Source organism: Streptomyces sp. NPDC025806 (assembly GCF_055558275.1).
In genome coordinates this window covers 529,878-555,467 of the sequence record NZ_JBVHMU010000002.1, presented here as the reverse complement: position 1 = coordinate 555,467, position 25,590 = coordinate 529,878, and the positions used below count along the sequence as shown (strand labels likewise).

General features: G+C 69.8%; 22 protein-coding genes. 12 read left to right on the top strand and 10 right to left on the bottom strand.

What is annotated here, in order from left to right:
• Window positions 1-82: 82 nt before the first annotated feature.
• The 5 genes from ACZ4E1_RS06145 to ACZ4E1_RS06125 all read left to right on the top strand — a co-directional run bounded on the left by ACZ4E1_RS06145 (window position 83) and on the right by ACZ4E1_RS06125 (window position 5,509).
• Window positions 83-778, top strand: a complete 696-nt coding sequence (locus ACZ4E1_RS06145) for a type 1 glutamine amidotransferase domain-containing protein (RefSeq protein ID WP_467536302.1) — start codon at window positions 83-85, stop codon at window positions 776-778.
• A gap of 5 nt (window positions 779-783) precedes the next feature.
• Entirely contained in the window at window positions 784-1,344 is a 561-nt protein-coding gene (locus tag ACZ4E1_RS06140) for a TetR/AcrR family transcriptional regulator (protein ID WP_467536301.1), read from the top strand.
• Window positions 1,345-1,406: 62 nt separating this feature from the next.
• A complete protein-coding gene (locus tag ACZ4E1_RS06135) occupies window positions 1,407-2,420 on the top strand; it encodes an NADP-dependent oxidoreductase (protein WP_467536299.1) in 1,014 nt (337 codons plus the stop codon).
• A gap of 133 nt (window positions 2,421-2,553) precedes the next feature.
• Complete coding sequence (locus tag ACZ4E1_RS06130; protein ID WP_467536297.1) at window positions 2,554-3,867, top strand: aldehyde dehydrogenase family protein; 1,314 nt, start codon at window positions 2,554-2,556, stop codon at window positions 3,865-3,867.
• A gap of 127 nt (window positions 3,868-3,994) precedes the next feature.
• Entirely contained in the window at window positions 3,995-5,509 is a 1,515-nt protein-coding gene (locus ACZ4E1_RS06125; RefSeq protein ID WP_467536295.1) for an MFS transporter, read from the top strand.
• A 139-nt stretch (window positions 5,510-5,648) separates the two neighbouring features.
• Here the strand turns inward: ACZ4E1_RS06125 and ACZ4E1_RS06120 are convergent, their stop codons facing one another.
• Entirely contained in the window at window positions 5,649-6,518 is an 870-nt protein-coding gene (locus ACZ4E1_RS06120; protein WP_467536294.1) for a hypothetical protein, read from the bottom strand.
• Window positions 6,519-6,755: 237 nt separating this feature from the next.
• Window positions 6,756-7,217 (bottom strand): MarR family winged helix-turn-helix transcriptional regulator, encoded by a 462-nt coding sequence (locus tag ACZ4E1_RS06115; RefSeq protein WP_467536293.1) that lies wholly within the window; start codon window positions 7,215-7,217, stop codon window positions 6,756-6,758.
• Window positions 7,218-7,326: 109 nt separating this feature from the next.
• On the opposite strand from ACZ4E1_RS06115, the gene ACZ4E1_RS06110 reads away from it, so the two are divergent.
• Window positions 7,327-8,250 carry an alpha/beta hydrolase gene (locus tag ACZ4E1_RS06110; RefSeq protein WP_467536292.1) on the top strand — a complete coding sequence of 308 codons (924 nt, stop codon included), beginning with the start codon at window positions 7,327-7,329 and terminating at the stop codon, window positions 8,248-8,250.
• 12 nt (window positions 8,251-8,262) lie between these two features.
• On the opposite strand, the gene ACZ4E1_RS06105 is transcribed toward ACZ4E1_RS06110, so the two are convergent.
• The 7 genes from ACZ4E1_RS06105 to ACZ4E1_RS06075 are packed head-to-tail and all read right to left on the bottom strand — an operon-like array spanning window position 8,263 to window position 16,459.
• Complete coding sequence (locus ACZ4E1_RS06105; RefSeq protein ID WP_467536291.1) at window positions 8,263-8,925, bottom strand: methionine ABC transporter permease; 663 nt, start codon at window positions 8,923-8,925, stop codon at window positions 8,263-8,265.
• Window positions 8,922-9,944, bottom strand: a complete 1,023-nt coding sequence (locus tag ACZ4E1_RS06100) for a methionine ABC transporter ATP-binding protein (RefSeq protein WP_467536290.1) — start codon at window positions 9,942-9,944, stop codon at window positions 8,922-8,924. The genes ACZ4E1_RS06105 and ACZ4E1_RS06100 overlap by 4 nt, the downstream gene beginning before the upstream one ends.
• Window positions 9,945-10,002: 58 nt before the next feature.
• Window positions 10,003-10,965 (bottom strand): MetQ/NlpA family ABC transporter substrate-binding protein, encoded by a 963-nt coding sequence (locus ACZ4E1_RS06095; RefSeq protein ID WP_467536289.1) that lies wholly within the window; start codon window positions 10,963-10,965, stop codon window positions 10,003-10,005.
• Between the two features lie 21 nt (window positions 10,966-10,986).
• The gene (locus tag ACZ4E1_RS06090) at window positions 10,987-12,690 is read right to left on the bottom strand and encodes a dipeptide ABC transporter ATP-binding protein (RefSeq protein ID WP_467536288.1); all 1,704 of its coding nucleotides are present in this window, start codon (window positions 12,688-12,690) and stop codon (window positions 10,987-10,989) included.
• Window positions 12,687-13,679 carry an ABC transporter permease gene (locus ACZ4E1_RS06085; protein ID WP_467536287.1) on the bottom strand — a complete coding sequence of 331 codons (993 nt, stop codon included), beginning with the start codon at window positions 13,677-13,679 and terminating at the stop codon, window positions 12,687-12,689. The genes ACZ4E1_RS06090 and ACZ4E1_RS06085 overlap by 4 nt, the downstream gene beginning before the upstream one ends.
• Before the next feature lie 12 nt (window positions 13,680-13,691).
• Window positions 13,692-15,476, bottom strand: coding sequence for an ABC transporter substrate-binding protein (locus ACZ4E1_RS06080; protein ID WP_467536286.1), 1,785 nt, complete (start codon window positions 15,474-15,476; stop codon window positions 13,692-13,694).
• A gap of 56 nt (window positions 15,477-15,532) precedes the next feature.
• Window positions 15,533-16,459 carry an ABC transporter permease gene (locus ACZ4E1_RS06075; RefSeq protein ID WP_467536285.1) on the bottom strand — a complete coding sequence of 309 codons (927 nt, stop codon included), beginning with the start codon at window positions 16,457-16,459 and terminating at the stop codon, window positions 15,533-15,535.
• A 710-nt stretch (window positions 16,460-17,169) separates the two neighbouring features.
• Between ACZ4E1_RS06075 and ACZ4E1_RS06070 the strand changes: the two genes are divergently transcribed.
• The gene (locus ACZ4E1_RS06070; protein ID WP_467536284.1) at window positions 17,170-18,411 is read left to right on the top strand and encodes a ricin-type beta-trefoil lectin domain protein; all 1,242 of its coding nucleotides are present in this window, start codon (window positions 17,170-17,172) and stop codon (window positions 18,409-18,411) included.
• A gap of 10 nt (window positions 18,412-18,421) precedes the next feature.
• On the opposite strand, the gene ACZ4E1_RS06065 is transcribed toward ACZ4E1_RS06070, so the two are convergent.
• Window positions 18,422-19,579, bottom strand: a complete 1,158-nt coding sequence (locus ACZ4E1_RS06065; protein ID WP_467536283.1) for an ROK family protein — start codon at window positions 19,577-19,579, stop codon at window positions 18,422-18,424.
• A 149-nt stretch (window positions 19,580-19,728) separates the two neighbouring features.
• Between ACZ4E1_RS06065 and ACZ4E1_RS06060 the strand changes: the two genes are divergently transcribed.
• Genes ACZ4E1_RS06060 through ACZ4E1_RS06040 form a run of 5 tightly spaced genes read left to right on the top strand, consistent with a single transcriptional unit; the run spans window position 19,729 to window position 25,589 of the window.
• Window positions 19,729-21,015, top strand: coding sequence for an ABC transporter substrate-binding protein (locus ACZ4E1_RS06060; RefSeq protein ID WP_467536282.1), 1,287 nt, complete (start codon window positions 19,729-19,731; stop codon window positions 21,013-21,015).
• Window positions 21,016-21,018: 3 nt separating this feature from the next.
• The gene (locus ACZ4E1_RS06055) at window positions 21,019-21,993 is read left to right on the top strand and encodes a carbohydrate ABC transporter permease (RefSeq protein WP_467536281.1); all 975 of its coding nucleotides are present in this window, start codon (window positions 21,019-21,021) and stop codon (window positions 21,991-21,993) included.
• Entirely contained in the window at window positions 21,983-22,825 is an 843-nt protein-coding gene (locus ACZ4E1_RS06050; protein ID WP_467536279.1) for a carbohydrate ABC transporter permease, read from the top strand. The genes ACZ4E1_RS06055 and ACZ4E1_RS06050 overlap by 11 nt, the downstream gene beginning before the upstream one ends.
• A gap of 30 nt (window positions 22,826-22,855) precedes the next feature.
• Window positions 22,856-24,244, top strand: a complete 1,389-nt coding sequence (locus ACZ4E1_RS06045) for an alpha-L-fucosidase (RefSeq protein ID WP_467536277.1) — start codon at window positions 22,856-22,858, stop codon at window positions 24,242-24,244.
• Window positions 24,201-25,589, top strand: a complete 1,389-nt coding sequence (locus tag ACZ4E1_RS06040) for an alpha-L-fucosidase (RefSeq protein ID WP_467536276.1) — start codon at window positions 24,201-24,203, stop codon at window positions 25,587-25,589. Before ACZ4E1_RS06045 ends, ACZ4E1_RS06040 begins: the two co-directional genes overlap by 44 nt.
• Window position 25,590 lies beyond the last annotated feature (1 nt).

The window sequence follows — 25,590 nt, the reverse complement described above, 5'->3', positions numbered from 1 at the left end:
AGCGTCCACGGTGTCGGTCCGTACAGAGCGCATCCTCGCGGGTCCATCGCGTGAACCCGCCCCTCGTGGAAGAGCCCCGCCCATGTCAAAGATCCTTTTCGTGATGACCGGTGTCGACCACTGGACGCTGGCCGACGGCACCCAGCACCCGACCGGCTTCTGGGCCGAGGAGGCTGTCGCCCCCTACCAGGCCTTCAAGGCGGCGGGGCACGAGATCGTCGTCGCCACTCCCGGCGGCGTCGTGCCCACCGTCGACCAGGGCAGCCTCGCGCCCCAGGTCAACGGCGGACAGGAAGGCGCCGACAAGATCGCGAACAGCCTCGCCGCGATGAGCGAGCTGCAGTCCCCCATCACCCTCGAGGACGTGAACCTCGACGACTACGCAGCGGTGTTCTACCCCGGCGGCCACGGCCCGATGGAGGACCTCGCCGTGGACGCCACCTCCGGCAAGGTGCTGACCCTCGCCCTGGAGTCGGGCAAGCCGCTCGGTGTCGTCTGCCACGGCCCCGCCGCCCTGCTCGCCGCGACCACCGCCGACGGCACCAACGCGTTCCAGGGCTACGACGTGGCCGCGTTCACCAACGAGGAGGAGACCCAGGGCGGCTTCGCCGACAAGGCGAAGTGGCTGCTCCAGGACCGCCTCACCGAGGCGGGCGTCAACGTCGAGGTCGGTGAGCCGTGGGCGCCGAACGTGGTCGTCGACCGCAATCTGGTCACGGGCCAGAACCCGGCCTCCTCCGCGCCCCTCGCCGCCGAGCTGCTCAGGAAGCTGGCCTGATCACGATGGGCACCGACCGGCTCGACGAGGTCCTCGACGCCACGTACGACTGCCTGACCAGGTACGGCGTGCGGCGCACCACGATGGACGACATCGCCGGCACCATGGGCGTGTCCCGGTCCGCGGTCTATCAGTACGTCCGCAACAAGGACGATGCCTTCCGGCGGCTCGCCGCCCGCCTGCACGAGCAGGCGCTCGAGCGAGCCCGCCTGGCGGCGACCGACCCCGGCACCCCGTATCCGGGCCGGATCCGGGGCGTACTCGCCGCCAAGCTCGACCTGGTCCTCGAACTGGCCGGGGACTCGCCCCACACCTCCGAGCTGCTCGACGCCGACGCCCGGCTGTTCGCTGGGATATGCGGCGCCTTCACCACCGAACTGCGCAGGCTGCTCACCGATCTCTTCACCGAGACCGGCACCGTGGCCGAGGTGGAGCCGGCGCAGGCCGCCGACATCTGCATCGCCCTCGTCATGGGCCTGGAGCACCGGGCCGACGCCCGGGCACTTCTCCCCCCGGCCTCGGACGCGCTGGTGGCGGGCCTGCTGGGCACACCTGCCGGGCCATGACGCTGACGGTCCAGCACTCCCTCGTACATCCGACACACTCTTCTCCTACCTCTGGAATCGTCATGCCTTTTTCCAATCGTGAATGGCACCTCGTCGCGCGCCCCGTGGGCGAGCCGAAGGCCTCCGACTTCGCCTTCGTCACCACGACCGTGCCCGACCCCGGGCCCGGTCAGATCGTGGTCCGCAACGACTTCCTGTCCGTCGACCCGTACATGCGCGGCCGCATGGACGACCGTGAGTCGTACGTCCCGCCCTTCGGCCTGGACGAGCCGATGACCGGGTCGGCGGCAGGCACCGTCGTCGCGTCGCAGGCCCCGGACGTTCCGGTCGGCACGAAGGTCACGCACTTCCTCGGCTGGCGCGAGTACGCGCTGCTGACCCCTGCGGACGTGCAGCTCGTGGACGCCGAAATCGCTCCGCTGCAGGCCTACTTGGGCGTCTTCGGCACCACGGGCCTGACCGCCTGGGCCAGCCTCACCGAGGTCGCTCCCGTCAAGGAAGGCGACGTCGTCTTCATCTCGGGCGCGGCCGGCGCCGTCGGCTCCGTCGCCGGACAGTTCGCCCGTAAGCTCGGCGCGTCCAAGGTCATCGGATCCGCCGGCGGCCCCGTCAAGGCCAGGCGCCTCACCGAGGACTTCGGGTTCGACGTCGCTCTCGACTACCGCGAAGGCGACATCGCCGGCCAGCTGGCCAGTGCGGCTCCCGACGGCATCGACGTCTACCTCGACAACGTCGGCGGCGACCACCTCGACGCGGCCCTCCAGGTCATGAACCTGCGCGGCCGAGTCGCTCTCGTCGGCGCCATCTCGATGTACAACGCGACCGAACTGCCCGCGGGCCCACCGCACCTGCCGCTCGCCATCGGCAAGCGCATCAACCTCCGGGGCATGAATGTCAGCGATCACCTCCACCTCGTGGGCGACTTCGCCCGCCAGGCCGGAGGGTGGCTCGCCGACGGCTCCCTCATCGCCGACGAGACGGTCGTCGACGGCATCGAGAACACCCTCGACGCCTTCCAGTCCATGATGCGCGGCGCCAACACCGGCAAGATGCTCGTCCGTCTCCCCCAGGCCTGACGCCCCTGCGCGTGCTCCTGGCGCCGGCCGTCACGCGGCCCCCGACCCCGGGCGGCGGATCGCGCCCCAACGGTCATGGACACCGTGCAATCCGCCGCCCGGAACCGCTGAACCTCCCCACTGGAGCACCACCATGTCCGACATCACATCCGTCGTGGCCCGTCTGCGGAGCACGTTCCACAGCGGCAGCACCAAGCCGACCGACTGGCGCAAGCGGCAACTGGTCGCGCTGCGTGCCCTGTTCACCGACAACCGCGAGGCCATAGCCGACGCCCTCTTCGCCGACCTGCGCAAACCGCGGCCGGAGGCCTACGCGGCCGAGGTGGACTTCCCGATCAGGGAGATCGACCACACACTCGCCGAGCTGGACCGATGGCTGGCCCCCACCGAGCTCGGCGCCGACTCGCTCGCCGGGCTGCCCGAGGGCACCACCGCGGGCACGTTCTACGAACCGTTGGGCACCGTCCTCGTGATCGCGCCCTGGAACTATCCGGTCCAGCTCTCACTCGTACCGGTCGCCGGCGCGCTCGCCGCCGGCAACACCGTGGTCCTCAAGCCCAGCGAACTGGCCCCGGCCACCTCGGCGCTCCTGGCACGCCTCGTGCCCAGGTATCTCGATCCCGACGCGGTCGCCGTCGTGGAGGGCGGGGTGCCGGAGACCACGGAGCTGCTCGCCGAGCGGTTCGACCACATCTTCTACACGGGCAACGGCACGGTCGGCCGCATCGTGATGCGTGCCGCGGCCGAGCACCTGACGCCGGTCACGCTCGAACTCGGCGGCAAGTCTCCGGTGTTCGTGGACCGTGACGTCGATCTGTCCGTCGTCGCCACCCGGCTGGCCGAAGCCAAGTTCCGTAACGCCGGGCAGACCTGCGTCGCCCCGGACTACGTCCTCACCGACCCCGCCACGGCCCGAGGGCTCGAGGCCGCGCTGGCCGAGGCCGTGAAGGCGATGCTCGGTGACGACCCGCGGCACTCGGACGCGTACGGCCGCCTCGTGAACGCGCGTCACTTCGACCGGGTCGCCGCCCTGCTCCACTCCGGCACGCTCGCCTTCGGCGGGAACACCGACCGCGACGACCTCTACATCGCTCCGACGGTGCTGAGCGGCGTGAAGCCCGACGCGGCAGTGATGCAGGAGGAGATCTTCGGCCCCGTGCTGCCGATCGTCGAGGTCGCCGACCTGGACGAGGCCATCGCCTTCATCAACGACCGCGACAAGCCTCTCGCGCTGTACGGCTTCACCGAGAGCGAGACCACGCGTGCCCGCCTCGCCTCCGAGACGTCTTCCGGAGGGCTCGGCTTCGGTCTGCCGATGGCTCATCTCCGCGTCCCCGACCTTCCGTTCGGCGGCGTCGGTGAGTCGGGTCTCGGCAGCTACCACGGCCCGCACTCGATCGCCACGTTCAGCCACCGCAGGGCCCGCCTCGACGTCCCCCTGGCCTGACGCCGCCGACCGAACACCCGCCCCGCCTGCGCACTCCCCCGCGCGGGCGGGGCGGTGCGTGCCCCGTACTTCCTGTTCCGGCCGTTGTCCGCCGGATCTCCCAACGAACAGCCGAAAGCCCACCACCATGCCTGGCAGAAACACCGCCCCGCACCCGGACAGCCGCAAAGGCACCGGTCTCGTCCTCGCGCTCGGCCTCGCCGCGATGGTCGTGTCGATGATGCAGACGCTCGTCGTCCCCATCCTCGCCGTCATCGAGAACAACCTCGACATCACCACGTCCGCCGCGAGCTGGCTCACCACGGCCACTCTTCTGTCGGCCGCGGTGTTCACCCCGCTCCTCGGCCGGCTCGGCGACCAGCGGGGCAAGCGGCCCGTGCTGCTCGGTGTCCTCGCCCTGACCGTCGTCGGGTCCGTGCTGGCCGCGACGACGAACGCGCTGCCCCTGCTGCTCGTGGCCCGCGCCCTGCAGGGCGCCGCCACCGCGATCTTCCCGCTCGCCCTGTCCGTACTGCGCGACGAACTGCCTCCGCAGCGACTGCACGGCGCCATGGGCCTGGTCAGCGGCACCCTCGCGGTCGGCAGCGGGCTCGCGCTCGTCGGCGCCGGACTCCTCACCCAGGGCGACCACCCGGACTACCACCACGTCTTCTGGATGGCGACCGTACTGTCCGCGCTCGCACTCGTCGTCGCCGCCGTCGTCGTACCGCACTCCCCCGAACCGCTGGGCGGGCGCACCGACTGGCTCGGCGCGGCGTCGCTGGCCGCCACGCTCGTCCTCCTGCTGCTGCCCGTGTCGCAGGGGAACACCTGGGGTTGGGGTTCGGCGCGCACGATCGGCCTCTTCTGCGCCGCGGCTGTCACGGCTGCCGTGTGGGTGCTGGTCGAGCGCCGGGTGAGCGAGCCTCTCGTGGACATGAAGATGTTCGTCCTGCGGCCCGTCCTGTTCACGAATGTCGCGGGACTGCTTCTGGGCTTCGGTATGTTCACCCAGTTCATCGCCATCTCCTACTTGGCCCAGACACCCAGGGCACTGGCCGGATACGGCTTCACGGCCTCCGTGCTCTCCGCCGCTGTCACCTACCTCCTTCCGGCGACCGTGGCCTCGCTCTTCGCCGCCCAGCTGGGAGGTGTGCTGGTCCGCCGCATCGGAGCCCGGGCCACGCTCACCGCCGGTTCCGTCTTCGGCGTGCTCGGATACGTGTGGCTGGCCGTGCAGCACGCCGCCACCGGCTCCGTCGTCGTGGCCGGCATGCTGACCGGCGTGGCCGTGAGCTTCGGCCTCGCCTCGCTCCCCGCCTTCATCGTCGCCGGCGTCCCGGCACATCAGAGCGGCATCGCGAACAGCATCAACTCCATCTCCCGCTCCGTCGGCAGCGCGGTGGGCAGCGCGGTCATCACGTCCCTGCTGACCGCGAACCTGATCAAGGGACTACCCGCCGGCGTCCCGGCGCTGCCCGAGGAGGCGCAGTACACGACGGCCTTCGTGATCGGAGCCGCCGCGTTCGCTCTGGTCGCCGTCACGGCCCTCACCGGTCTGCGCATCGACGACGGCCGCGGCCGGACGGCGCGGCGGGGCACCGTGGAGACGGCCTCGCTGCCGTCCGACCGATCCGTCGTCGACGTCGCGGCGCGCGGCTGATCGACAGCTCGCGTCGAACCGGTGCCGAACCGGTCACCCGGTGGCCTGCGAGTGTCGTGGGCGGGCCACCGGGCACCTTCACATCCGCTTCTCCGGCAAAGCCAACTCGCGTTCCGCGGAGCGCCGGTGAGCTGACGGCTCAGTAGCGGTCGAGGATCAGCTGGGTCTTGAGGATGTCGCCGTGGTAGAGCCAGCCGTTGGCCTCTGCGACCGTGATCGCGTCGTCGTGCAGGTCGGCAGCGTCGGTGTACGAGTCCGTCTTGAAGGACAGCTCGACGACATACTCCGTGCCCGTCCCGCCCGCGCCGACGACCGGCAGCACCTCGATGCTCGCGTCGTCCGACGCGCCCCACGCGCCCTTGTACACCTGTGAGGTCACCGGACCGTGGGCACGTGACGCCTGCAGGACACCCTTGCCCCACCCTGCGGAACCCCAGTCCTGCAGCTTGCCGGGGATGTCGTTGACCACCCAGGTGCGTCCGGTGTCACTCGACGGCATCGAGGTACCGGAGTACCCCGTCGCACTGTGGCTCTTCTCGGCGCTGAAGCTCAGCGTCTGCTTCCCGTAGCCCCAGTCGACTTCGGCCTTGTAGTTGGTGTCGGTGCTGTCGAAGCCCGCCGTGTTGGCGGTGTTGAGGGCCGCGTCGATGTCGCCGTCCGCCACGGGGAAACGCTTCTTGTAGCTCTCCTCGAAGGAGGAGCCCTCCTTGTGCCGCAGCCGCACGCTCCAGCCCTCGGCGTCGAGCGCCTGGGCGTCGGTGTCGTAGTAGGAGTACGAACGGGCCTTGGCCGAGCCCGTGATGCCGAAGGCCGAACGCACGCCGGCGGTCGGGGTGTGGGACGCGTCGAGCGCCGCCGCGGTGAGATTGATCTTCACCTCGTACGACGGGACGGCATTGGCGGCCGCGTACGCCGGTGCGCCGGGGCCGAGCAGCGCGATGAAGGAGGCGGCCAGGGTGACGGCGGAACCGGCGGCCGCCCTGCGGTTGGTCCGGGACATCAAGGTCATGGCGGCGATGCTCGGGGCCGCGGACGGAATGCGCGTGGCGGGCAGGTGTGCCGCGGGTGAATCCGAGGCGTCGACGATGCGATGCCGCGCGGCGAGACGTGGCTGCTCGAAGTGCCGTCCGGAATCGTGCTGTTCACCACCGGCGGCGGCGCCTCACCCCGTACGCGACACTGGCCGACGCCGACACTTTTCCCGCCGCCGGCGGCGAGCGTACGCTCCCCGGTGCGGATCGGACGCTCAGGCGGTCGGGCTGCTCCCTGGCTGTCCTTCGCCGTCCGCCTCGAGGTTCGCCCGGAGAGCGGCCAAGGTGGTGGCGAGGGTCTTGCGGTCGGCGGCGGAAACCGTCCGCGTCAGGGAGACGAGCGCGCTCTCCACCACGGGCCGGGAAGCCGCCAGCACCTTCTCGCCCTCGGGAGTGAGGCGCAGCACGGAGGATCGGCGGTCGTGCGGGTGCGCGACGCGTACGCACCAGTCGGCGGCCACGAGCCGGTCGACCGCCTTGCTGGCGGCTCCCACGGTGATCGCCAGCTCGGCCACGATGTCGAGTACGCGGCACCCGTCCACCCGGTCGATGATCTGCAGGAACTCGAACTGGCCTAGTGTCAGGCCGTGTTCGGCGCGCAGGCGGGCGCCGACCGCGTTGTAGAGCCGGGTCTCCACGCGGACGAGATCGAGGAAGAGAGGGGTGACGTGGCTCACAGAACCTCCAATAGATTCCCAGGAATCATCTTCCCTGGAAGATAGTTGGACACGAGCAGATGGATTCCAAGGAATCCATCCTCGCATCCCGACCCGATGGAGGCCCGCCATGTCCCGACAGCAGCGCCAAGCCCTGGACGCCCTGCTCCGCTCCGTCCCGCGCGGCGCGACGCAGCCGGCCCCCGCCGAACTGCGCACCGGCTTCGCCGCGGCCATGACGCGGCCCGCGCCGGACGGCGTCGCCCTCCGCAGAACCGTCCTCGGCGGGCGGCCCGCCCTGGAGCTGGAGCCGGCCGGAGCGACCGAACGCGGTCGGCTGCTCCATCTCCATGGCGGCGGATACGTCGTCGGCTCACCGGACACCCATACCGGCCTGGTCGGTGAACTCGCCGTCCGCACCGGACTGCGGACCACCTCCGTGGACTACCGGCTGGCTCCCGAACACCCCTTCCCCGCCGCGGTCGACGACGGACTCGCCGCCTACCGCGACCTCCTGGCCACCGGCGCCGATCCGCGGGAGATCGTGATGGCCGGCGACTCGGCCGGCGGCGGCCTCACCATCGCCACCCTGCTCGCCGCCCGGGAGGCAGGACTGCCGCTGCCGGCCGCCGCGGTCGTCTTCTCCCCCTGGGTCGACCTCACCCTCTCCGGAGCCAGCATGCGCACCAAGGCAGACGCCGACCCGATCCTCACCCCGGCCGACGTGCGCGCGTACGCGGATCACTACATCGGCGGCGGCGACCCGAGCCACCCCCTGGCGAGTCCGGTGTTCGCCGACCTCTCCGGCCTGCCCCCACTGCTCGTACAGGTCGGGGCGAACGAGGTCCTCCTCGACGACGCGGTGCGCCTTGCCGCCCGCGCCGGCGCCGCCGACGTCGAGGCCACACTGGAGATCGGCCCCGGCCTCCCCCACGTCTACCAGACCGAGCACGGACGCCTCGACGAGGCGGACGCCGCACTCGACCGCGCCGCCCACTTCCTCAGCTCCCACCTCCGCACCCCGGCCGAGGCCGGCCGCACACAGGAACGCTGACCACCAGGCCCGTCACCGGCGCAGCACCCTTCGTGCCAGTCGGTTGCCCAGGAACTGGCCCAGTTGCACGAGGAGCACGATGGTCAGTACGGCGATCCAGGTCACCGTCCAGTTGAAGCGCTGGTAGCCGTAGGCGATGGCGAAGTTGCCGAGGCCTCCCCCGCCGACCGCGCCGGCGATGGCCGTGGCGTCGACCACGGAGACGAACACGAAGGTGTAGCCGAGGATCAGGGGCCCCAGTGCCTCGGGGATGAGGACGGTGGTGATGATGCGCGCCGGGCCCGCGCCCATGGAGCGGGCTGCCTCGATCACTCCGGTGTCGATGGTGATCAGGTTCTGTTCGACGATGCGGGAGATGCCGAAGGTGGTGGCGATGATCAAGGGGAAGGTCGCAGCGGCGGTGCCGATGGTGGTGCCCACCACGCTCAGGGTCAGCGGGCCCACGGCGGTGATGAAGATGATGAAGGGAATGGGCCGGACGAAGTTGACCACCAGGTTCAGGGTGGTGTGGAGCGGCGTGTTCTCCAGCAGCCCGCCGCGGCGTGTCGTGTAGAGCAGAAGGCCGAGGAGCAGGCCGAGGAAGCCTCCGAGGACCAGGGTCACGGCCACCATCCACAGGGTCTGTCCGATGGAGGTGGTGAAGACCGGCCAGAGGGTGTCCCAGTCGGTTCTCATGCGTGCACCTCCACCGTGGCGACGGTGCGCAGTCGGGCCACGGCCGTCTCGATGTCCCGCTCGGATCCGGTCAGTGAGAGCGTGACGCTGCCGAACGATCGGCCCTGCAGGGTGTCGATGCCTCCGTGGACGATCTCGAAGCGGAGGTCGTGCTGCCGCACGGTGTCGGTGAGGACCTGGCCCAGCGCGACGTCGCCGTCGACCGTGACGGAGACGAGGGCGCCTTCGTGGCGCTGCCGGAGCCGTGCGACGTCACCGGCGTCGGGCCGGTTTCGCATCACCGTCGCCACGAAGCGGCGGCTGGTCTCGGTCCGGGGTGTGGAGAAGACGTCGTACACCGTGCCGACCTCGACGAGTCGTCCCGCTTCCAGTACGGCGACGCGATCGGCGATGCTCCGCACGACGTCCATCTCGTGGGTGACGACCACGACGGTCACCCCGAGTTCGGCGTCGACACGTCGGAGCAGGCGCAGCACGTCCTGGGTGGTCTCGGGATCGAGCGCGCTGGTGGACTCGTCGGCCAGCAGGACGGCGGGCTGGTTCGCCAGGGCTCGTGCGATCCCGACCCGTTGCTTCTGGCCGCCGCTGAGCTGGTCCGGGTAGGCCCAGGCCTTGTCGGTCAGGCCGACGAACGCCAGGAGTTCGGCGACTCGCGCCCGCTGCCTCTCCTTGGACCATCCGGCGAGTCTCAGGGGGTAGGCCACGTTCCCGAACACCGTCCGGGACCGGAACAGGTTGAACTGCTGGAAGATCATGCCGATGCGCGAGCGGACCTGGCGGGTGTCCCGCTCGCTCTGTTCGCTGATGACCACGCCGTCGACCGTGACCGTGCCCGACGTGACGTGTTCGAGCCCGTTGATCAGCCGGACCAGGGTGCTCTTGCCTGCTCCGGAGTGGCCGATGATCGCGAAGATCTCCCCCTCCTCGATCTCCAGGTCGATCGAGTCGAGGGCCGTCACGGTGGCCGACCGTGCGGTGAAGGTCTTGCTGACGTCGTGGAATTCGATGAGTGGTGCCATGGGTTCCTGCTTCGGTTCGGACCGGGGCGCGAGGGGGCGCCGGCGGGGACGCGCGTGGTCAGTGCGCGGCGCGCACGGTCTTCTCCAGCGAGGCGAGGATGCGTCGCAGGTCGGCCCGCGACCGGTCCACGGGCACCGCTGTTCCCTTGGAGGCGTCGATCGCCGCCTTCTTCACCGCTTCGTCGTGGTAGAGCTTGGCGATCTTCAGGTAGGTCGGGTTGTCCTTGTCGGCCGCGCGGGCGACGAAGACGTTGATGTACGGCTCGGTCTCGGGCTTGGACGGGTCGTCTCCGTACAGGGCCTTGGAGGGATCGAGGTCGGCGTCCAGCGCGAAGTTGTTGTTGATCACTGCCGCGTCGACGGACGGAAGTGAGGCGACGGTCTGGGCGGCGTCCACCGGCGTCACCTCGACCTTCGATGCCGTGGTGTCCACGTCCGCGGGCGTCGCGAGGACCGATCCGCCGTCCTTGAGTGTGAGCAGACCGGCCTGCTGGAGCACCAGCAGCGCCCGGGCCTGGTTGGTCGGGTCGTTGGGGATGGCGACCCGACCGTGCCGCGGGATGTCCTCGAGCGTCGTGTGCTTCTTCGAGTAGAGGCTGAGCGGGACCACGGCCGTCGAGCCGATGGGGGTCAGGGTGTCGTGGTCGGCGACGTTGTGGTTCGCCAGGAACAGCAGGTGCTGGAAGAGGTTCAGGTCGATCTGCTTCTGTGCCAGCGCGGGGTTCGCCTGTGTGTAGTCGGTGAAGTTGACCAGTTTGATGTCGATCCCTTCCGCCGCGGCGCGCCGGGTCAGTACGGGCCAGAAGTCCGAGCTCTGGTCGGTCGTGCCGATCTTCACGGTGACCCGTCCGGACGCGTCCGCGCGCGAGGTGCCGCCCGTGAGGTGGGAGATCAGCAGGGCGGCCGCCACGAGCAGGGCCACTGCGGCGATCGAGAGTCCGGTGATCAATCCGGTCCTGTCGCCTGCCGGCTTGTCGGGGAGTTCCGCGGCGGAGCCGGGCTCGGTGGGTGTGTTCGTCATGAGGGTGTTCTCCTGTTCGGTTCAGTGGGACAGAACGTGCGGCGAAGGGCGGTCGACGGCGGGCGGCAGGTGGTGCGGGAAGGCGTCGAGCAGTTCCCTGGTGTACGGGGCGGCCGGGGTGTCGAAGACGGTGTCCCTGGGGCCCTCCTCGACGAGTTCGCCCTGGTCCAGCACGGCGACCCGGTCGCAGAAGTGCCGCACCACCGCGAGGTCGTGGGAGATGAAGAGCAGCGACAGGCCGAGTTCCTCCCGCAGGTCCATGAGCAGGTTCAGGACCTGGGCCTGCACGGAGACGTCCAGCGCGGAGACCGGCTCGTCGGCGATGATCAGGCGTGGCCGGACGGCCAGCGCACGGGCGATCCCGATGCGTTGGCGCTGCCCTCCGGAGAACTCGTGGGGATGGCGCGGGAGATGGGAGGCCGACAGGCCCACCTGTTCCAGGAGCTGCGCCGCGCGTCTCCTGCGCGCGGGGCCGTCCAGGTCCGTATGGATGCCGAGCGGCGTCGTGACGATCCGCTCCACCGTGTGCCGCGGGTTGAGCGAGGCGTACGGGTCCTGGAAGACCAGCTGGACGTCCCGGCTCAGCTCGCGGCGCAGGCGCGTGCCACGGGCCGCGCCGGAGATGTCGCGGCCGTCGAAGCGGACCTCGCCGCTCGTGGGCCGGAGCAGTCCGGTCAGGACCCGGGCGATGGTGGACTTGCCCGAGCCGGATTCCCCCACCAGGCCGAGGGTCTCGCCTTGGGCGACGTGCAGGCTCACGCCCTTCACCGCGGGGTGGGGTCGGGAGCCGCGCCTGCCCGGGTAGTCCACGCGCAGGTCGCGCACCTCCGCCAGGATGTCGGGGCCGGGGGCGGCGGGACGTGCGCGTGCGCCGGTGCGCTGCTTCGGCTCCGGGTCCTCCACCGTGGGGAGCCGGGTGCCGGGCACGGTGTGCAGGGTCGGGGCCGCTCCGACGAGGGCCTTGGTGTAGCGGGTGGAGGGGGACGTCAGGAGGCGTTCGGTGGGACCCTCCTCGAGTGCCTCGCCGTGCCGCATCACCAGCATGCGGTCGCAGGTCCGCGCGACCACGCCCACGTCGTGCGTGATGAGGAGCATGGCCGTGCCCGCCTCGGTCTGGAGTTCACGGATCAGGTCGAGGACCTGTCGCTGGACGCGGGCGTCCAGCGCCGTGGTCGGTTCGTCGGCGATCAGCAGTCCGGGGTCGTTGACCAACGCCATGGCGATCACGACGCGTTGGCGCATGCCTCCCGAGAGGTGGTGCGGGTGGTCCGCGGCGCGGGCGGCCGGGATGCCGACGCGTTCCAGCATCGCCGCCGCGCGCTCCCGCGCTTCCCGGCGGCCGGCGCGTGGGTGGTGGACGCGGTAGGCCTCCGCCACCTGGGCGCCGATCGTGTGGTACGGCGACAGCGCGTCGAGGGCGTCCTGGAAGATCATCGCGGCTCGGGCGCCCCTGACCTTCCTCAGGGCCGGTTCAGGTGCTCCCACCAGTTCGAGGCCGTCGCCTCCGAGCCGGATGCTTCCGCGGACGCGGGTGCGTGCCGGGTCGTGGAGGGCCAGGGCGGCGAGGCCCACGGTCGACTTGCCCGAGCCCGACTCTCCTACGAGCCCCAGGACTTCACCCGGGGCCACGGCGAGGGAGACACCGCGGACCGCGGGGACGGGACCGCGCGCCGTGTGGAAGGTGACCTCCAGATCGCGGACGCGCAGTGCGGGTCGATCGGTCATGCGAGCCTCACTCGGGGATCCAGCCAGGCCACCACGAGGTCGGCCACGGCCACGAACAGGACGACGAAGAAGGCGGCGACGAGGACCGTGCCGACGACCGTGGGCAGGTCGTTCCCGGTCACGGCGTCGACGGCGAGCTTGCCTACGCCGCCGAGACCGAACACGGTCTCCGTGATGAACGCGCCGCCGAGCAGCGCGCCGACCTCCAGGCCGAGCAGCTGCACCAGCGGGCCGGCCGCGCCGCGCGCGGTGTACTTCAGGTGGGTGCGCAGATGGCCCAGTCCCTTGGCGCGGGCGGTGCGGACGTACCCGTGATGCATCGTCTCCAGCATCTGCGAGCGGGTCAGCCGGGCGTAGACGGCCGCGTTGACAAAGCCGAGGACCAGCCAGGGCAGGATCAGACCCAGGGCCCACTGACCGGGCCGGGTGGTGAAGGGGACGTAGCGCGGGGGTGCGAACAGGCCGGTGGAGTAGACGAGCACGAGCTGGAGCAGGTAGCCGAGGAAGTAGATCTGGACGCTGGCGCCCAGCAGGTTGAAGCCGGACAGGAGGCGGTCGGTGGGCCTGCCTCGGCGCAGTGCGGCCGTCAGGCCCGAGCCGACGCCGAGGACGAGGATCACCGCGAGGGCGCCGACCGTGAGGGAGACGGTCACGGGGAGGCGGTCCTCGATGGCGGACAGGACGGGCTGGTGGAGGGTGTAGGAGTAGCCGAGGCAGGGGGCCGGGCAGGGGATCGGGGTGCCGTCGAGGTCCGCGATGGTGCGGCCGGTGACGAGACCGCCGACGTAGTCGGTGAACTGGGCGACGATCGGCTGGTCGAGTCCCATGCTGGTGCGGACGGCCGCGAGTTGTGCGGAGGTGCATCTGGGGCCGCAGGCGATCAGTGCCGGGTCGGAGGGGGCGGCGTAGAAGAGTCCGAAGGCCGTGGCGGTGATCGCGAGAAGTACTGCCACGGCCTGCGTGATCCTCTTGAGGAGGTATCGGGTCATGGTTGCGGGAGGTCAGGAGTTCTTGACGTACACGTCGGCCAGGGCCGTGACGCCGTAGATGGGGTGGGTCGCGGCGCCGCCGATGTTCTTGCCGCGGAACTGGGCGATGCTCTTGTAGAGGAAGGGCACCACAGGGACGTCCTTCATGACCGTCTGTTCCAGGCTGATCAGTGCGTCGGCCTTCTTCTGCGCGTCACCGATCTTCGCGATGCGGGCCAGTTCCCTGTCCACCTTCGGGTTGCTGTAGCGGATGGAGTTGGACACCGCGTCCAGATGGCTCTCGTAGCCGAGGGGCAGCAGGGTCGACGGGGTGGGCCAGTCCACGGAGTTGGTGGACAGAAACAGGTCGTACGGGCTGTCCTCGCCGCCGAAGATCTGGTCGTTGAAGGCGCCCGGCTGAAGGGGCTTCAGGACGAGCTTGATGCCGGCCTTGGCGAAGGCGTCGGCGAGGACCTGTGCGACCTGGTCGTCCGCCGGGCTCTCGGTGGGGTAGGCGTACGTCAGCTTGGTGACCTTGGTCTTCGCACGGGCCAGGTGCTCCTTGGCCTTGGCGATGTCTCCGGCGGGGGCGACGGGGTAGAGGTCGTACTTCTTCCAGCCGACGACGGCCGGCGAGGAGAGGGTGGTCGCGAAGTCGCCGACGTGGCGGCCGCCGAGGACCTGGCGGGCCTGTTCACGCGGGAAGAGGTAGTGGATGGCCTTGCGGACCTCGGGATCGCCGACCCGGTCGTTCCTGATGTACAGGTCCTGGGTGTAGGCGCCCTTGCTTCCGGAGACGACCAGCTTCCGCTTGGCGGGGTCGCGTTCGACGGTGGAGATCAGCTCCGGCGGCAGTTCGTCCTTGGTGGTGAGCGTGGTCGGGCCGGTGCCCTGGCCGTTGAACACCTCCTGGGCGGTGTTGAGGGCGGCCTTGCCGAAGGTGAACCGGAAGCGGTCCGGATAGGCGTGCCGGATCGAGTCCGTCTCCGGCTTCCAGTACGGGTTCCGGGCCAGGGTGAGGCTCTGGTTCTGCCGGTGCTCGACGATCTTGTACGGGCCGGTGGCGAACGGCTTCACGTCGTAGCCGGTTCCGGTGTCCTTGTCCTTGCGGACCGGCGAGGAGGAGGACTGGGACGCCATGTACGGCACGTCCGACTGCGGCTCGGGGAAGTGGAAGACGATGGTCTTGTCGTCGGGCGTCTCGATGGCGTCGAGGTCGCCGTCCTTCTTGGGGCCTCCGTACTTCTTCACCGCCTCGGTGCGGTCCTTGGCGCCGGTGAGCCACTGCGGCCAGTACGTGGGGCCGACCTCGAAGCCGGGGGCGAAGGTGCGCTCGATGCCGTACTTGACCTGCTGCGCGGTGACGGGCTTGCCGTCCTCCCAGGCGATGCCGTCCTTCAGGTGGTAGGTCCACGTGCGGCCGCCGTCTGCCGAGGTCCCGGTGTCGGTGGCGAGGTCGCCGACCAGCCTGGGCTTGCCGTCGATGAGCTGGTACTGCGTCAACTGCCTGCCCCACAGCAGCGAGGTGCTGTATCTCTCGCCGGCGTAGATCTTCTGCGGGTCGAGGTGGGAGAAGTCCTCCTCATTGGCGACGGTGACGGTCCCGCCCTTGCGGGCGCCGGGGAGCGCGGGGGCGGGTCCCTGGCTGTCCTCGGCGGTGCCGAGGGCGGCGGTCAGCCGCTGGCCGCTCTTGGCCGCGGTGCTGTTCCTGCTCCGCTCGTTGCCCGTGCCCGCTCCCGCGGAGCAGGAGCACAGCAACAGGGCGGCGGCGGTGACGAGAGCCGGGACGGCTACGGTGCGCGGGGTGATTTCGGGCATGGCGAACTCCCTTGCGTGGCGGGTGTGTTGTCGGTGACGGTGTAAGACGCGGGGGCTCAGCGGACGGTGTGCGGATCGAGCGCGTCCCGTACGGCGTCGCCGAGAAGGTTGAAGGCGAGGACGAACACGAGGAGCGCGGCGCCGGGGAAGACCATGTACGTGGGGTCGTCGTAGAAGACGTCGGCACCCCGAGAGATCATGCGGCCCCAGTCCGGGACGGGTTCGTTGATGCCGACGCCCAGGAACGACAGCGCGGCCTCCGTGGTGACCATCGCGGGCACGGCGAGGGTGAGGTGCACCAGGACCGGTCCCCACACGTTGGGCAACAGCTCACGGAACACGAGGTGCCGCCGGCTCGCGCCGAGGGCCCGGGCGGCCTCGACGAACTCCCGCTCGCGCAGGGACCGTACGACGGTGCGCAGCACCATCGCGAGCGACACCCAGCCGAAGACCGAGAAGACGAGGACGAGGACGGCGAACTGCATCCAGGCCGGTTCGTCCTCGCCGGGTCCGACGAAGCGCGTCTGGATGACCGGCCCCAGCGTGATCAGGAACAGCAGCGCGGGAAAGGCGAGCAGCACGTTGCAGACGAAGGTGAACGCCCGGTCGACGAGGCCGCCGAGGTATCCCACGGCCACCCCGACGACCACACCGATGACGGCGACGAGCGCGGACGAGGCGAGGGCGATCAGCAGCGAGGTCCGCATGCCGTACAGGAGTTGGGCGAGGACGTCACGCCCCAGACCGGGCTCGATGCCGAACCAGTGCTCGGCCGAGACACCGCCGTTGGGCAGCACGGGCAGACCCTCCGGGCTCAGGAGGCCGGTGCCGTTCTGCCCGTAGTGCTCGGTCGGGTTCTTGCCGTAGAGGGCAGTGACGAGTGGGGCCGTGACGGCCAGGACCACGAAGAATCCGACGACGCAGAGCGAGACGACCCCGACCCGGTCCCGCCGGAACGCATCCACTACCGATATCGCTGCCACGCCGCCGCACTCCCGGATTGTTTCGGGCACGCCGACGGTGACGGAGCGCCCTGGATCTCACCGGAGACGGGATCACCGCTCCGGATTCCGGACACTAGATCGAAGGAGCGGCCCCCCGCAGCATCTTGGATTCCAAGGCCACATCCCCAATATGGCTTTGATTTCCGCAATGTTGCGTGGTTCATCCCCTGGCAACAAGGATCCCCATCAATCGCCCCGAATCGCCCTGCCGAAGGAGACGGGCATCACAGCCCGACCCTCAGATGAGCCGTGGCTCATCTCGCAGCCGGCCACGTCGAGGGAGGTCAGCGGATCAGCACAGCGGTGGCATGACGTCAGGTCAGTGACGGCTCACCCGCTGGGTGCTCGCTGGGAGGACATGTCTCACCGGACGATGGCAAGGGTGGCGTGGCCGGGTCCGAGGGCAAGGACGCCCCCGAATCGGTCGGTGACGTGAGCGAACCTGCGATCTGCGAGGACAGCGACGAGACCCACAGCTGCCAGCGCGACACCGCGGCAGCCAGCGCACCCCCACCGACGACGTTCAATTGGTCCAGACAAAAACCTTGACGCCCCCCTCGCCGCTTCCTAGCTTCAACTAGTGAAGGAAGCGACCCCCCCACAGGTTCCGGCCCGGTTTCCCCTGGCTGCATGTTTGGCATGCCCATGGCACTTCCGCGCCGGCTCTCACGGAAGCGATGTGATGCACCGTGCGCGCCCCATGGAGACTCCGACTGATCGGCGCGGCAGCCGCCGTCATCTGCGCCTGCGCCACCCTCGTCCCGGTGAGTGCGGCCGGCGCCGCACCCGCCGTCCCGGCCACCGCGACGCTCGCCGCCGACTTCACCGACGACTTCGACGGCCCGGCGGGCTCCGGGGTCGACACGTCCAAATGGAGCCAGGAGACCGGCGACAACAACGGAAACAATCACGAACGCCAGTACTACACACCGGGCGCGAACAACGCCGCACTCGACGGCAACGGCCACCTGGTCATCACGGCCAGGAAGGAGAACCCCTCGGGCTACCAGTGCTGGTACGGAACCTGCCAGTACACCTCGGCCCGCATGAACACCTCCGGCAAGTTCAGCGCACAGTACGGACACGTCGAGACCCGCATGAAGATCCCGCGAGGTCAGGGCATGTGGCCCGCCTTCTGGATGCTCGGCACCGACATCGGCAGCGTCGGCTGGCCGGGCTCCGGCGAGATCGACGTCATGGAGAACATCGGCCGGGAGCCCGGCACCGTCCACGGCACCCTGCACGGCCCCGGCTACTCGGGGGCGGGCGGAATCGGCGCCGGATACTCCCTGGCGTCAGGAGCCTTCGCAGACGCGTTCCACACCTTCGCGGTCGACTGGGCGCCCAACCAGGTCTCCTGGTCCGTGGACGGCCACGTCTACCAGACCCGCACCCCGGCCGACATCGGAAGCAATCAGTGGGCCTTCAACAAGCCGTTCTTCCTCATCCTCAACCTCGCGGTCGGCGGCGACTGGCCCGGCGACCCTGACGCCTCGACCTCCTTCCCGCAACAGCTCGTCGTGGACTACGTCCATGTCTCGACCAGCAGCACCGGCCAGGCCGTCAAGGGTCTGGCCGGCAAGTGCGTGGACGTCCAGGGCGCCTCGACGGCCAACGGCACCCCCGTCCAGCTCTACGACTGCAACGGCACCGCCGCGCAGCAATGGTCATTCAGCGGCAGCCAACTGCGCGCCCTCGGAAAGTGTCTGGACGTGACCGGCGCCAGTACGGCAAGCGGCGCGAAGCTCCAGCTCTGGGACTGCACAGGCGGCGGCAACCAACAGTGGACGTACAACGCCACCACTCACGACATCGTCAACCTCGCGGCGAACAAGTGCATGGACGTCACCGACAACAACACGGCCAACAGTGCCCCACTCCAGATCTGGGAGTGCAGCGGCAACGCCAACCAGAAGTGGACCATGTCCTGACCCACACGCCCTAAGCCCTGGTGATCGCTCCGCTGCGGGCGAGCAGCAGGCAGGCCGCGCCCCGCGCGTGCTCCGTGTCCCGCCACGGTGACACGGTGATCTCCAGGTCCCGCAGCGGTTCGATCGCCCCGGCGACGGCCGCGGCGGTGAAGGCCGGGCCGAGGTGGGGCCACAGCACGAGGCCCTCGCCGATCACCTTGACCGCCCTGACCGCGAGGATGTTGACGACTCCGGCGACGCTGCGTCCGAGCAGCTCGCCGGCCTCGTCCAGAACCGCGAGAACCGCCGGCTCCCCCCGTTCGGCGGCGTCGGCCAGCGCGGCGAGCCCGTCCCCCGCTCCGAGCTCGACGCCGGCGCGGCGGGCTCCGTCCAAGAGTGCCGTCTGCCCGACGAAAGCCTGCAGGCAGCCGTGGTTGCCGCAGTTGCACAGCGGCCCGGTCCGATCGACCGGCATATGGCCGAACTCGCCCGAGAGTCCGTCCGCGCCGCGCTGGACACGGCGCTCCAGCACGACGCCCATACCGAGACCGTCTCCGATGCCGACGACGAGGAAGTCGTCGTGATCGCGGCCCATGCCGAACAGCAGCTCGGCCGTCGTGCTGGAACGAAGGTCGTTGTCGACGAGTACGGGCACGGGCAGGGATCGGCCGAGCTCCGCGGCCAGCGGCAGATCGTGCCAGTCCATGATCGCGGAGAGCCGCACGACGCCCGTTGCCGGATCCACCATGCCGGGGACCGCGACGCCGACTCCGCGGATGGGCGTCGTGGTCCGTCGCGCCTCGATCTCCTCCCGCAACACCCGGGTGAGCAGGGGGACGGGTGACTCCGCCACGCTCAGGGGGAGACGGAATTCGTCGGTGATCTGCCCGTCGAGCCCGACCACGACGCCTGCCAGATGGTCGACGGCGACGCGCAGGCCGAGGACATGGGCGGCGGTGGGGACCAGTTGGAGCGGGACCCGGGGGCGGCCCTTGCCGGAGGAGGCGTGGGGCTCCAGTTCTCGGATGAACCCTTCGCCGATGAGCCTACGGGTGTGGTCGGTGACGGTCGCGGCACCCACCCGCAGCTGCTGGGCGATCTCCGCCCGGCTGAGCGGTCCGGCTCCTCCGAGCAGCGCCAGGATCTCGGTCCGGATCAGATCCCCAGGTGCCGGTGGTTGTGCCTTCACGCCATCCCCATTTCGCCTGTCAGTGCGTCGAGTTGGAACCCTTGACGTCCGATCTTTGCACCTCTAGCGTCCCAATTTACTCGGGCCCGAAGAAAATGCTCAGTCACTTCCCCCTTTCCCTGTCGGGTGTCACATGAGGAGGTCAGGACATGCGCTTGCGTGCCGTGCAGTGGGCCGGCGTCGCGGCGGCGGGAGCACTCGTCGCGCTCGCCGGGTGTGGAGGGTCGTCCGGCGAAGGATCGGGAGGGTCGAAGAAGTCGGATGGATCGGTGACCCTGACCTGGCAGATGTGGGCCGCCGGAGCCGACGAGGAGAAGCAGCTGAAGCACCTCGCGTCCCTCGTCACCCGGGAGCACCCGGACATCAGGCTGGAACTGAAGACCGCCCCGTTCAAGGACTACTTCACCAAACTGCAGACCCAGGCCGCGGGTGGCGACCAGCCGTGCCTCGTGAGCATGCAGAGCCTGCGCCTGTCCGGCTTCACGGACCTCATGGAGCCGCTGGACTCCCTGCTGAAGGACGGCGCCGGCACGGACGGTTTCGAACCGGCCGCGCTCAAGGCCCTCCAGTGGCAGGGCAAGCAGTACGCCCTGCCGATGGACCTCGCCAGCATGCTCATGTACTACAACAAGGACGCGTTCGCGAAGGCGGGCCTCGCCGAGCCGAAGACGGGCTGGACCGTCGCGGATTTCGAGAAGGCGGCGAAGTCGCTGACCAGGAACGGGAAAACGGGCTTCGGGCTCTCCTTCTCCGACCTCCCCATGCTGACCATGGCGCTGACCTACAACGGCGCCCACCCCGTCACCGCCGACGGCAAGGCACAACTCGACGACCCGGCGATGGTCAAGGCCTTGACCTGGTACTCGGGCCTGGCCACGAAGGACAAGGCGGCGAGTGTCCCGGCCAGCTCCAGCGACGGCGGATGGGCCGAGACCCAGTTCGTCAACGGCAACACGATGATGGCCGTCGACGGCACCTGGAATCTCGGATCCACCTCCAGCCAGGCGAAGTTCAAGGTCGGCGTGGCTCCCATCCCCGCCGGTCCCGACGGCTCGAAGACCTACGTCGCCAACTCCGGCTTCGGCGTCTCCAAGAGCTGCGCCTACAAGAAGGAAGCGGTCAAGGCACTCTCCGTCCTCACGGGACCCGAAGCGCAGAACTACCTCGCCGGGCAGGGCCGCGTCTCCCCCGCCCGCACGGCGGCGCAGCCCGCGTACGAGAAGTTCCTCACCCAGCAGACCGGCGGGCAGACAAAGACGGTCAAGGCCGGGATGGACGCCGTCCGCGACAGTCTCGCCGGCGGCGAGCCGTTCGTCGGAACCCAGAACTGGGACGAGGTCAACACCCTGTTCAGCCAGTACCTGCTGGAGGCGTACACCGGGTCGACGTCCGCCGAGTCGGCGCTGACGGCCATTCAGAAGAAGGCGGGCCGCTGACCCGTGGCGACACCACCGATCGAGCAGAGCACCCGGCCGGCGCCCGGCTCCGCCGCCCGGCCGGGTCGGGTCCGGGACCGGGGCCGGGGCCGCCGCGGCGGCAGCCCCCGTCGCCGGGAACGCTGGTACGCCTACGGCTTCCTGTCCCCCGGGGTCATCGGACTGACCGTCTTCACCCTCTTCCCGGTGGCGATGGCCGTCGTGATGAGCCTGTACCACTGGCCGATCTTCGGCGAGCGGTCCTTCCTCGGACTCGACAACTTCCGCTACCTGCTCCTGAAGGACCCCGGCTTCCTCGTCTCCGTCCGCAACACCTTCGTCTTCACCGCACTGTTCCTGCCGCTCAACGTCGTGCTCTCGCTGGCCCTGGCGTTCTGGATCTCCCACAGCCGCTGGCAGCAGCTGTTCCGGGTGCTCTTCTTCATTCCGGCGATCACACCGATGGTCGTCAACGCCGTGATCTGGAAGATGCTCTACCAACCCCAGGGCGTCATCGCCCACTACCTCGACAGCTGGTTCGGCGTCACCGCACCGAACTTCCTCGCCGACTCCGGCACGGCGATGCTCTCCGTCGTCGTCATGAGCGTCTGGCAGGGCATCGGCTACAACCTCGTCGTGTTCTCGGCCGCCATCGACGAACTGCCGCGCTCCGTGCTCGAGGCCGCGGAGATCGACGGGGCCCGGGGCCTGACGAAGTTCCTGCGCGTCCAGCTGCCGCTCATGTCGCCCGCGGTCTTCTTCGTCACCACCATGACCATGATCACGTCGATGCAGGTGTTCGCCCAGACCTACATCCTCACCCGGGGAGGACCAGGGGACTCGACGGTGACGATGGTGCAGAACGTCTACGAGAACGGCTTCGTCTCGCGCGACCTCGGCGTGGCCGCCGCGGGCGCGTGGCTCCTCTTCGCCGTCATCCTGCTCATCACCGCCGTGCAGTTCCTCGGCCAGAAGCGGTGGGTGCACTATGAGCACTGACAAGATCCGCTGGACCCCGCGCAGTGTGGTCTCCCATGTGCTGCTCGTGGCGGTGACCCTGCTGTTCCTCGCACCGGTCGTCTACGCCGTGGCCGCCGCGCTCAAACCGCCGGGCGAGACCTTCGCCGACCCGACCTCGCTCACCGGCTCCCACCTGCGCTGGCGGAACTTCGCCGAGGTCTTCGACTACCTGCCGTTCCAGCGGTTCATCCTCAACGGACTGCTGGTGGCCGCCGTCGGCACGCTCGTCGTCCTCGCCGCCTCCTCCCTGGGCGCCTACGCCTTCGCCCGGCTGAGGTGGCGCGGCAGGGACGGCCTCTTCCTGGTCTTCCTCGCGACCCTGATGGTGCCGCAGGAGGTGCTGGTGGTCCCGATGTTCATCCTCATGCAGGAGTTCGGCTGGGTGAACAGCTACCAGGCGCTCGTCTTCCCGTGGGCCTTCACCGCGTTCGGCACGTTCCTGCTGCGGCAGTTCTTCCGCGGCATCCCGTACGAACTTCAGGAGGCCGCCACCCTCGACGGCTGCTCTCCCCTGCGCACCTTCCGCTCCGTCATGCTGCCGATGGCTCGCCCCGCGCTCAGCGTGCTCGCGGTCTTCACCTTCATCGGCTACTGGAACAGCTTCCTGTGGCCGCTCATCATCGTCAACGACGTCAGCGCGCTCGGCACCGTGCCGCTCGGCCTGGAGCTGTTCTTCGGACAGAACGGCAACCAGTGGCATCTGGTGATGGCCGCCTCCGTCATCTCCCTCGTCCCGACCCTGCTCCTGCTCATCGCCCTGCAGAAGCACCTGGTGAAAGGCATCGCCGCCACCGGCCTGGCCGGCCGCTGACCCGGCCATGCCGGCTGGACGTGTTTCACCGTGGTCTCCAAGGAGGATCCCCTGCTGCGCTTCGACCGACGCACCGGTCCCGATCTCGGTGCACAGACGCCCGTCTACCCGTCCGCCTCCGTGCCGCGCTGGTACACCGACGCCAAGTTCGGCATCTTCGTCCACTGGGGCATCTACTCGGTGCCCGCGTGGGGCACGCCCCGCGACCCCGGCGTCCACACCCCCGTCGAGCTGGAGTACGCCCACCATCCGTACGCCGAGTGGTACGCCAACACCGTGCGCATCTCCGGGTCGCCCACCCGGCGGTTCCACGAGGAGACGTACGGCGTGGGCACCTCGTACGAGGACCTGGCCGACCACTGGACGGCCGACCGCTTCGACGCCGACGCGTGGATGTCCCTGTTCGCCGAATGCGGCGCGCGCTACGTCGTGCCCACGGCCAAGCACCACGACGGCTTCTGTCTGTGGGACTCGGACACCACCCCGTTCACCGCGGCACGCCGCGGGCCCCGCCGTGATCTGCTGGCCGAGCTGAGCGGCGCCGCACGCCGCCACGATCTGCGCCTCGGCCTGTACTTCTCCGGCGCCCTCGACTGGCACGTGAGCACGCTGCCGCCGATCCGCTCGCTCACGGACCTGTTCGAACTGCGCCGCAACGACAGGTCCTTCGCCGACCACGCACACGCGCAGCTCGACGAACTCGTCGAGCGGTTCCGGCCCGACTACCTCTGGAACGACATCGACTGGCCGGACGACGGAAAGGGCAGCGGCGACCGGGACCTGGCCGCATTGTTCGCCCGCTATCTCGAGCGGGTGCCCGACGGCCTGGTCAACGACCGCTGGGGCGTGCCGTACCACGGTGTGCGCACACGCGAGTACCTGACCGAACAGGAGCCGTCCGAGCCGGTGTGGGAGGCGTGCCGGGGACTCGGGCAGTCCTTCGGCCACAACGCGGCCGAGGACGACCGGCATCTCCTCAGCGCCGCCGAGCTGGTCCGGCTGCTCGTCGACACCGTGGCCAAGAACGGCAACCTGCTGCTCAACGTGGGCCCGCGGGCCGACGGCTCGCTCCCCGAGAGCCAGGTGTCGCGGCTGCGCGGGCTCGGGCAGTGGCTGCGGGTCAACGGCGAAGCCGTGTACGGCACCCGGCCCTGGCTCCGCCACACCGACCCGGCCGGTCACCCCGTCCGCTACACCACGCGCGAGAAGACCCTGTTCGTGACGGACCTGGCGCCGGGCGAGGGGCGGCTGACGCCGGCCCGTGATGTCGCCGAGCTCGCCGCCGGCCGCCCCGCGAGCTGGCTCACCGCGGCCGGCCCTCGACGAGCGGTGACGGACCCGGACGGCACGGTGATCGTGCCGGAGGAGCTGCGGGGTGCGGCTGCGGCCGTGCTCGCCATCGAAGGCGGCGTCGGATGACGCACAGCACCGAGCGCACCGAGCGATTCCCTCACCCACCGACGGAGCTGTCACGATGACTGCGCAACGCTGGTTCACCGAGGCCAAACTCGGCATCTTCATCCACTGGGGCATCTACAGCGTCGACGGCGTCGCCGAGTCCTGGTCGTTCTTCGACGGCCGGGTTCCGTACGACCGGTACATGACGCAGCTCGACCGGTTCACCGCCGACCGCTTCGACCCCGACGCGTGGGCGGACCTCTTCGTGCGCGCGGGCGCCCGCTACGCCGTGCTCACCGCCAAGCACCACGACGGAGTCGCACTGTGGGACACGGGGGCGAACGACCTGTCGGTGGTCGAGCGCACCCCCGCCGGACGTGACCTGGTCGCCGAGTACGTCGAGGCGCTGCGCCGACGGAAGGTGAAGGCCGGTCTCTACTACTCCCACCTGGACTGGTCGCACCCGGACTACGCCACGGTGCGCAAGCCCGACCAGGACCCGGCGGAACGCGGCAACCCCTACTCGATGCCCGCCCCCGGCGACGAGGACCCGGACCGCTGGGAGAACTTCCTGGACTTCCACCGGACCCAGGTCCGCGAGCTCCTGGACCGCTTCGAGCCCGACCTGCTGTGGTTCGACGGCGAGTGGGAGCGCACCCCCGAACAGTGGGGCATGGACGCATTGGCCACGGAGATCCGAACCCGCTCCCCGCACACCGTGGTCAACGGCCGACTGACCGGCCATGGCGACTACGCGACGCCCGAACAGGGTGTGCCCATCGAGCCGCCCGCAGGCCCGTGGGAGCTGTGCCTGACCATCAACGACTCCTGGGGCTATCAACCCCGGGACACCCACCACAAGTCGCCGCGGCAACTGGTCCGCATCTTCGCGGAGACCATCGGCGGCGGTGGCAACCTGCTCCTCGACGTGGGGCCCCAGGCCGACGGCACCATCCTCCCGGAGCAGGCCGCCCGGCTGGAGGCCCTGGGAGAGTGGATCGGCCGGCACTCCCCCGCCGTGTACGGGACGGACCGGGGTATGCCGCACGGCCACTTCTACGGCCCCTCCACGCTCTCCGCCGACCGCAGGACGCTGTATCTCTTCGTCTTCGACCGCCCGAGCGAGTTCGTCGTCCTGCGCGGTGTGCGCAATGCGGTGACCTCGGTGCGGGTGCTCGGCACGGACACGGAGGTGCGGCACGAGCGCGTCGGCGGCCTCGACGAGGTGCCCGGATGGGAGTACATCCACCTCACCGACGACCAGCTCGACCCGCTGTGCACCGTGCTGGCCCTCGAACTCGACGGCGAAATCGACCTCTACCGGACGCACACGCGCGACGGGGCCGCCTCCGATGCCGCCCCGTAGG

What these genes read in the sequence shown, in the direction of transcription:
- ACZ4E1_RS06145 (WP_467536302.1), top strand. Translation starts at nt 83, where the DNA reads ATGTCAAAGATCCTTTTCGTGATGACCGGTGTCGACCACTGGACGCTG.
- ACZ4E1_RS06140 (WP_467536301.1), top strand. Translation starts at nt 784, where the DNA reads ATGGGCACCGACCGGCTCGACGAGGTCCTCGACGCCACGTACGACTGC.
- ACZ4E1_RS06135 (WP_467536299.1), top strand. Translation starts at nt 1,407, where the DNA reads ATGCCTTTTTCCAATCGTGAATGGCACCTCGTCGCGCGCCCCGTGGGC.
- ACZ4E1_RS06130 (WP_467536297.1), top strand. Translation starts at nt 2,554, where the DNA reads ATGTCCGACATCACATCCGTCGTGGCCCGTCTGCGGAGCACGTTCCAC.
- ACZ4E1_RS06125 (WP_467536295.1), top strand. Translation starts at nt 3,995, where the DNA reads ATGCCTGGCAGAAACACCGCCCCGCACCCGGACAGCCGCAAAGGCACC.
- ACZ4E1_RS06120 (WP_467536294.1), bottom strand. Translation starts at nt 6,518, where the DNA reads ATGACCTTGATGTCCCGGACCAACCGCAGGGCGGCCGCCGGTTCCGCC.
- ACZ4E1_RS06110 (WP_467536292.1), top strand. Translation starts at nt 7,327, where the DNA reads ATGTCCCGACAGCAGCGCCAAGCCCTGGACGCCCTGCTCCGCTCCGTC.
- ACZ4E1_RS06105 (WP_467536291.1), bottom strand. Translation starts at nt 8,925, where the DNA reads ATGAGAACCGACTGGGACACCCTCTGGCCGGTCTTCACCACCTCCATC.
- ACZ4E1_RS06100 (WP_467536290.1), bottom strand. Translation starts at nt 9,944, where the DNA reads ATGGCACCACTCATCGAATTCCACGACGTCAGCAAGACCTTCACCGCA.
- ACZ4E1_RS06095 (WP_467536289.1), bottom strand. Translation starts at nt 10,965, where the DNA reads ATGACGAACACACCCACCGAGCCCGGCTCCGCCGCGGAACTCCCCGAC.
- ACZ4E1_RS06090 (WP_467536288.1), bottom strand. Translation starts at nt 12,690, where the DNA reads ATGACCGATCGACCCGCACTGCGCGTCCGCGATCTGGAGGTCACCTTC.
- ACZ4E1_RS06085 (WP_467536287.1), bottom strand. Translation starts at nt 13,679, where the DNA reads ATGACCCGATACCTCCTCAAGAGGATCACGCAGGCCGTGGCAGTACTT.
- ACZ4E1_RS06080 (WP_467536286.1), bottom strand. Translation starts at nt 15,476, where the DNA reads ATGCCCGAAATCACCCCGCGCACCGTAGCCGTCCCGGCTCTCGTCACC.
- ACZ4E1_RS06060 (WP_467536282.1), top strand. Translation starts at nt 19,729, where the DNA reads ATGCGCTTGCGTGCCGTGCAGTGGGCCGGCGTCGCGGCGGCGGGAGCA.
- ACZ4E1_RS06050 (WP_467536279.1), top strand. Translation starts at nt 21,983, where the DNA reads ATGAGCACTGACAAGATCCGCTGGACCCCGCGCAGTGTGGTCTCCCAT.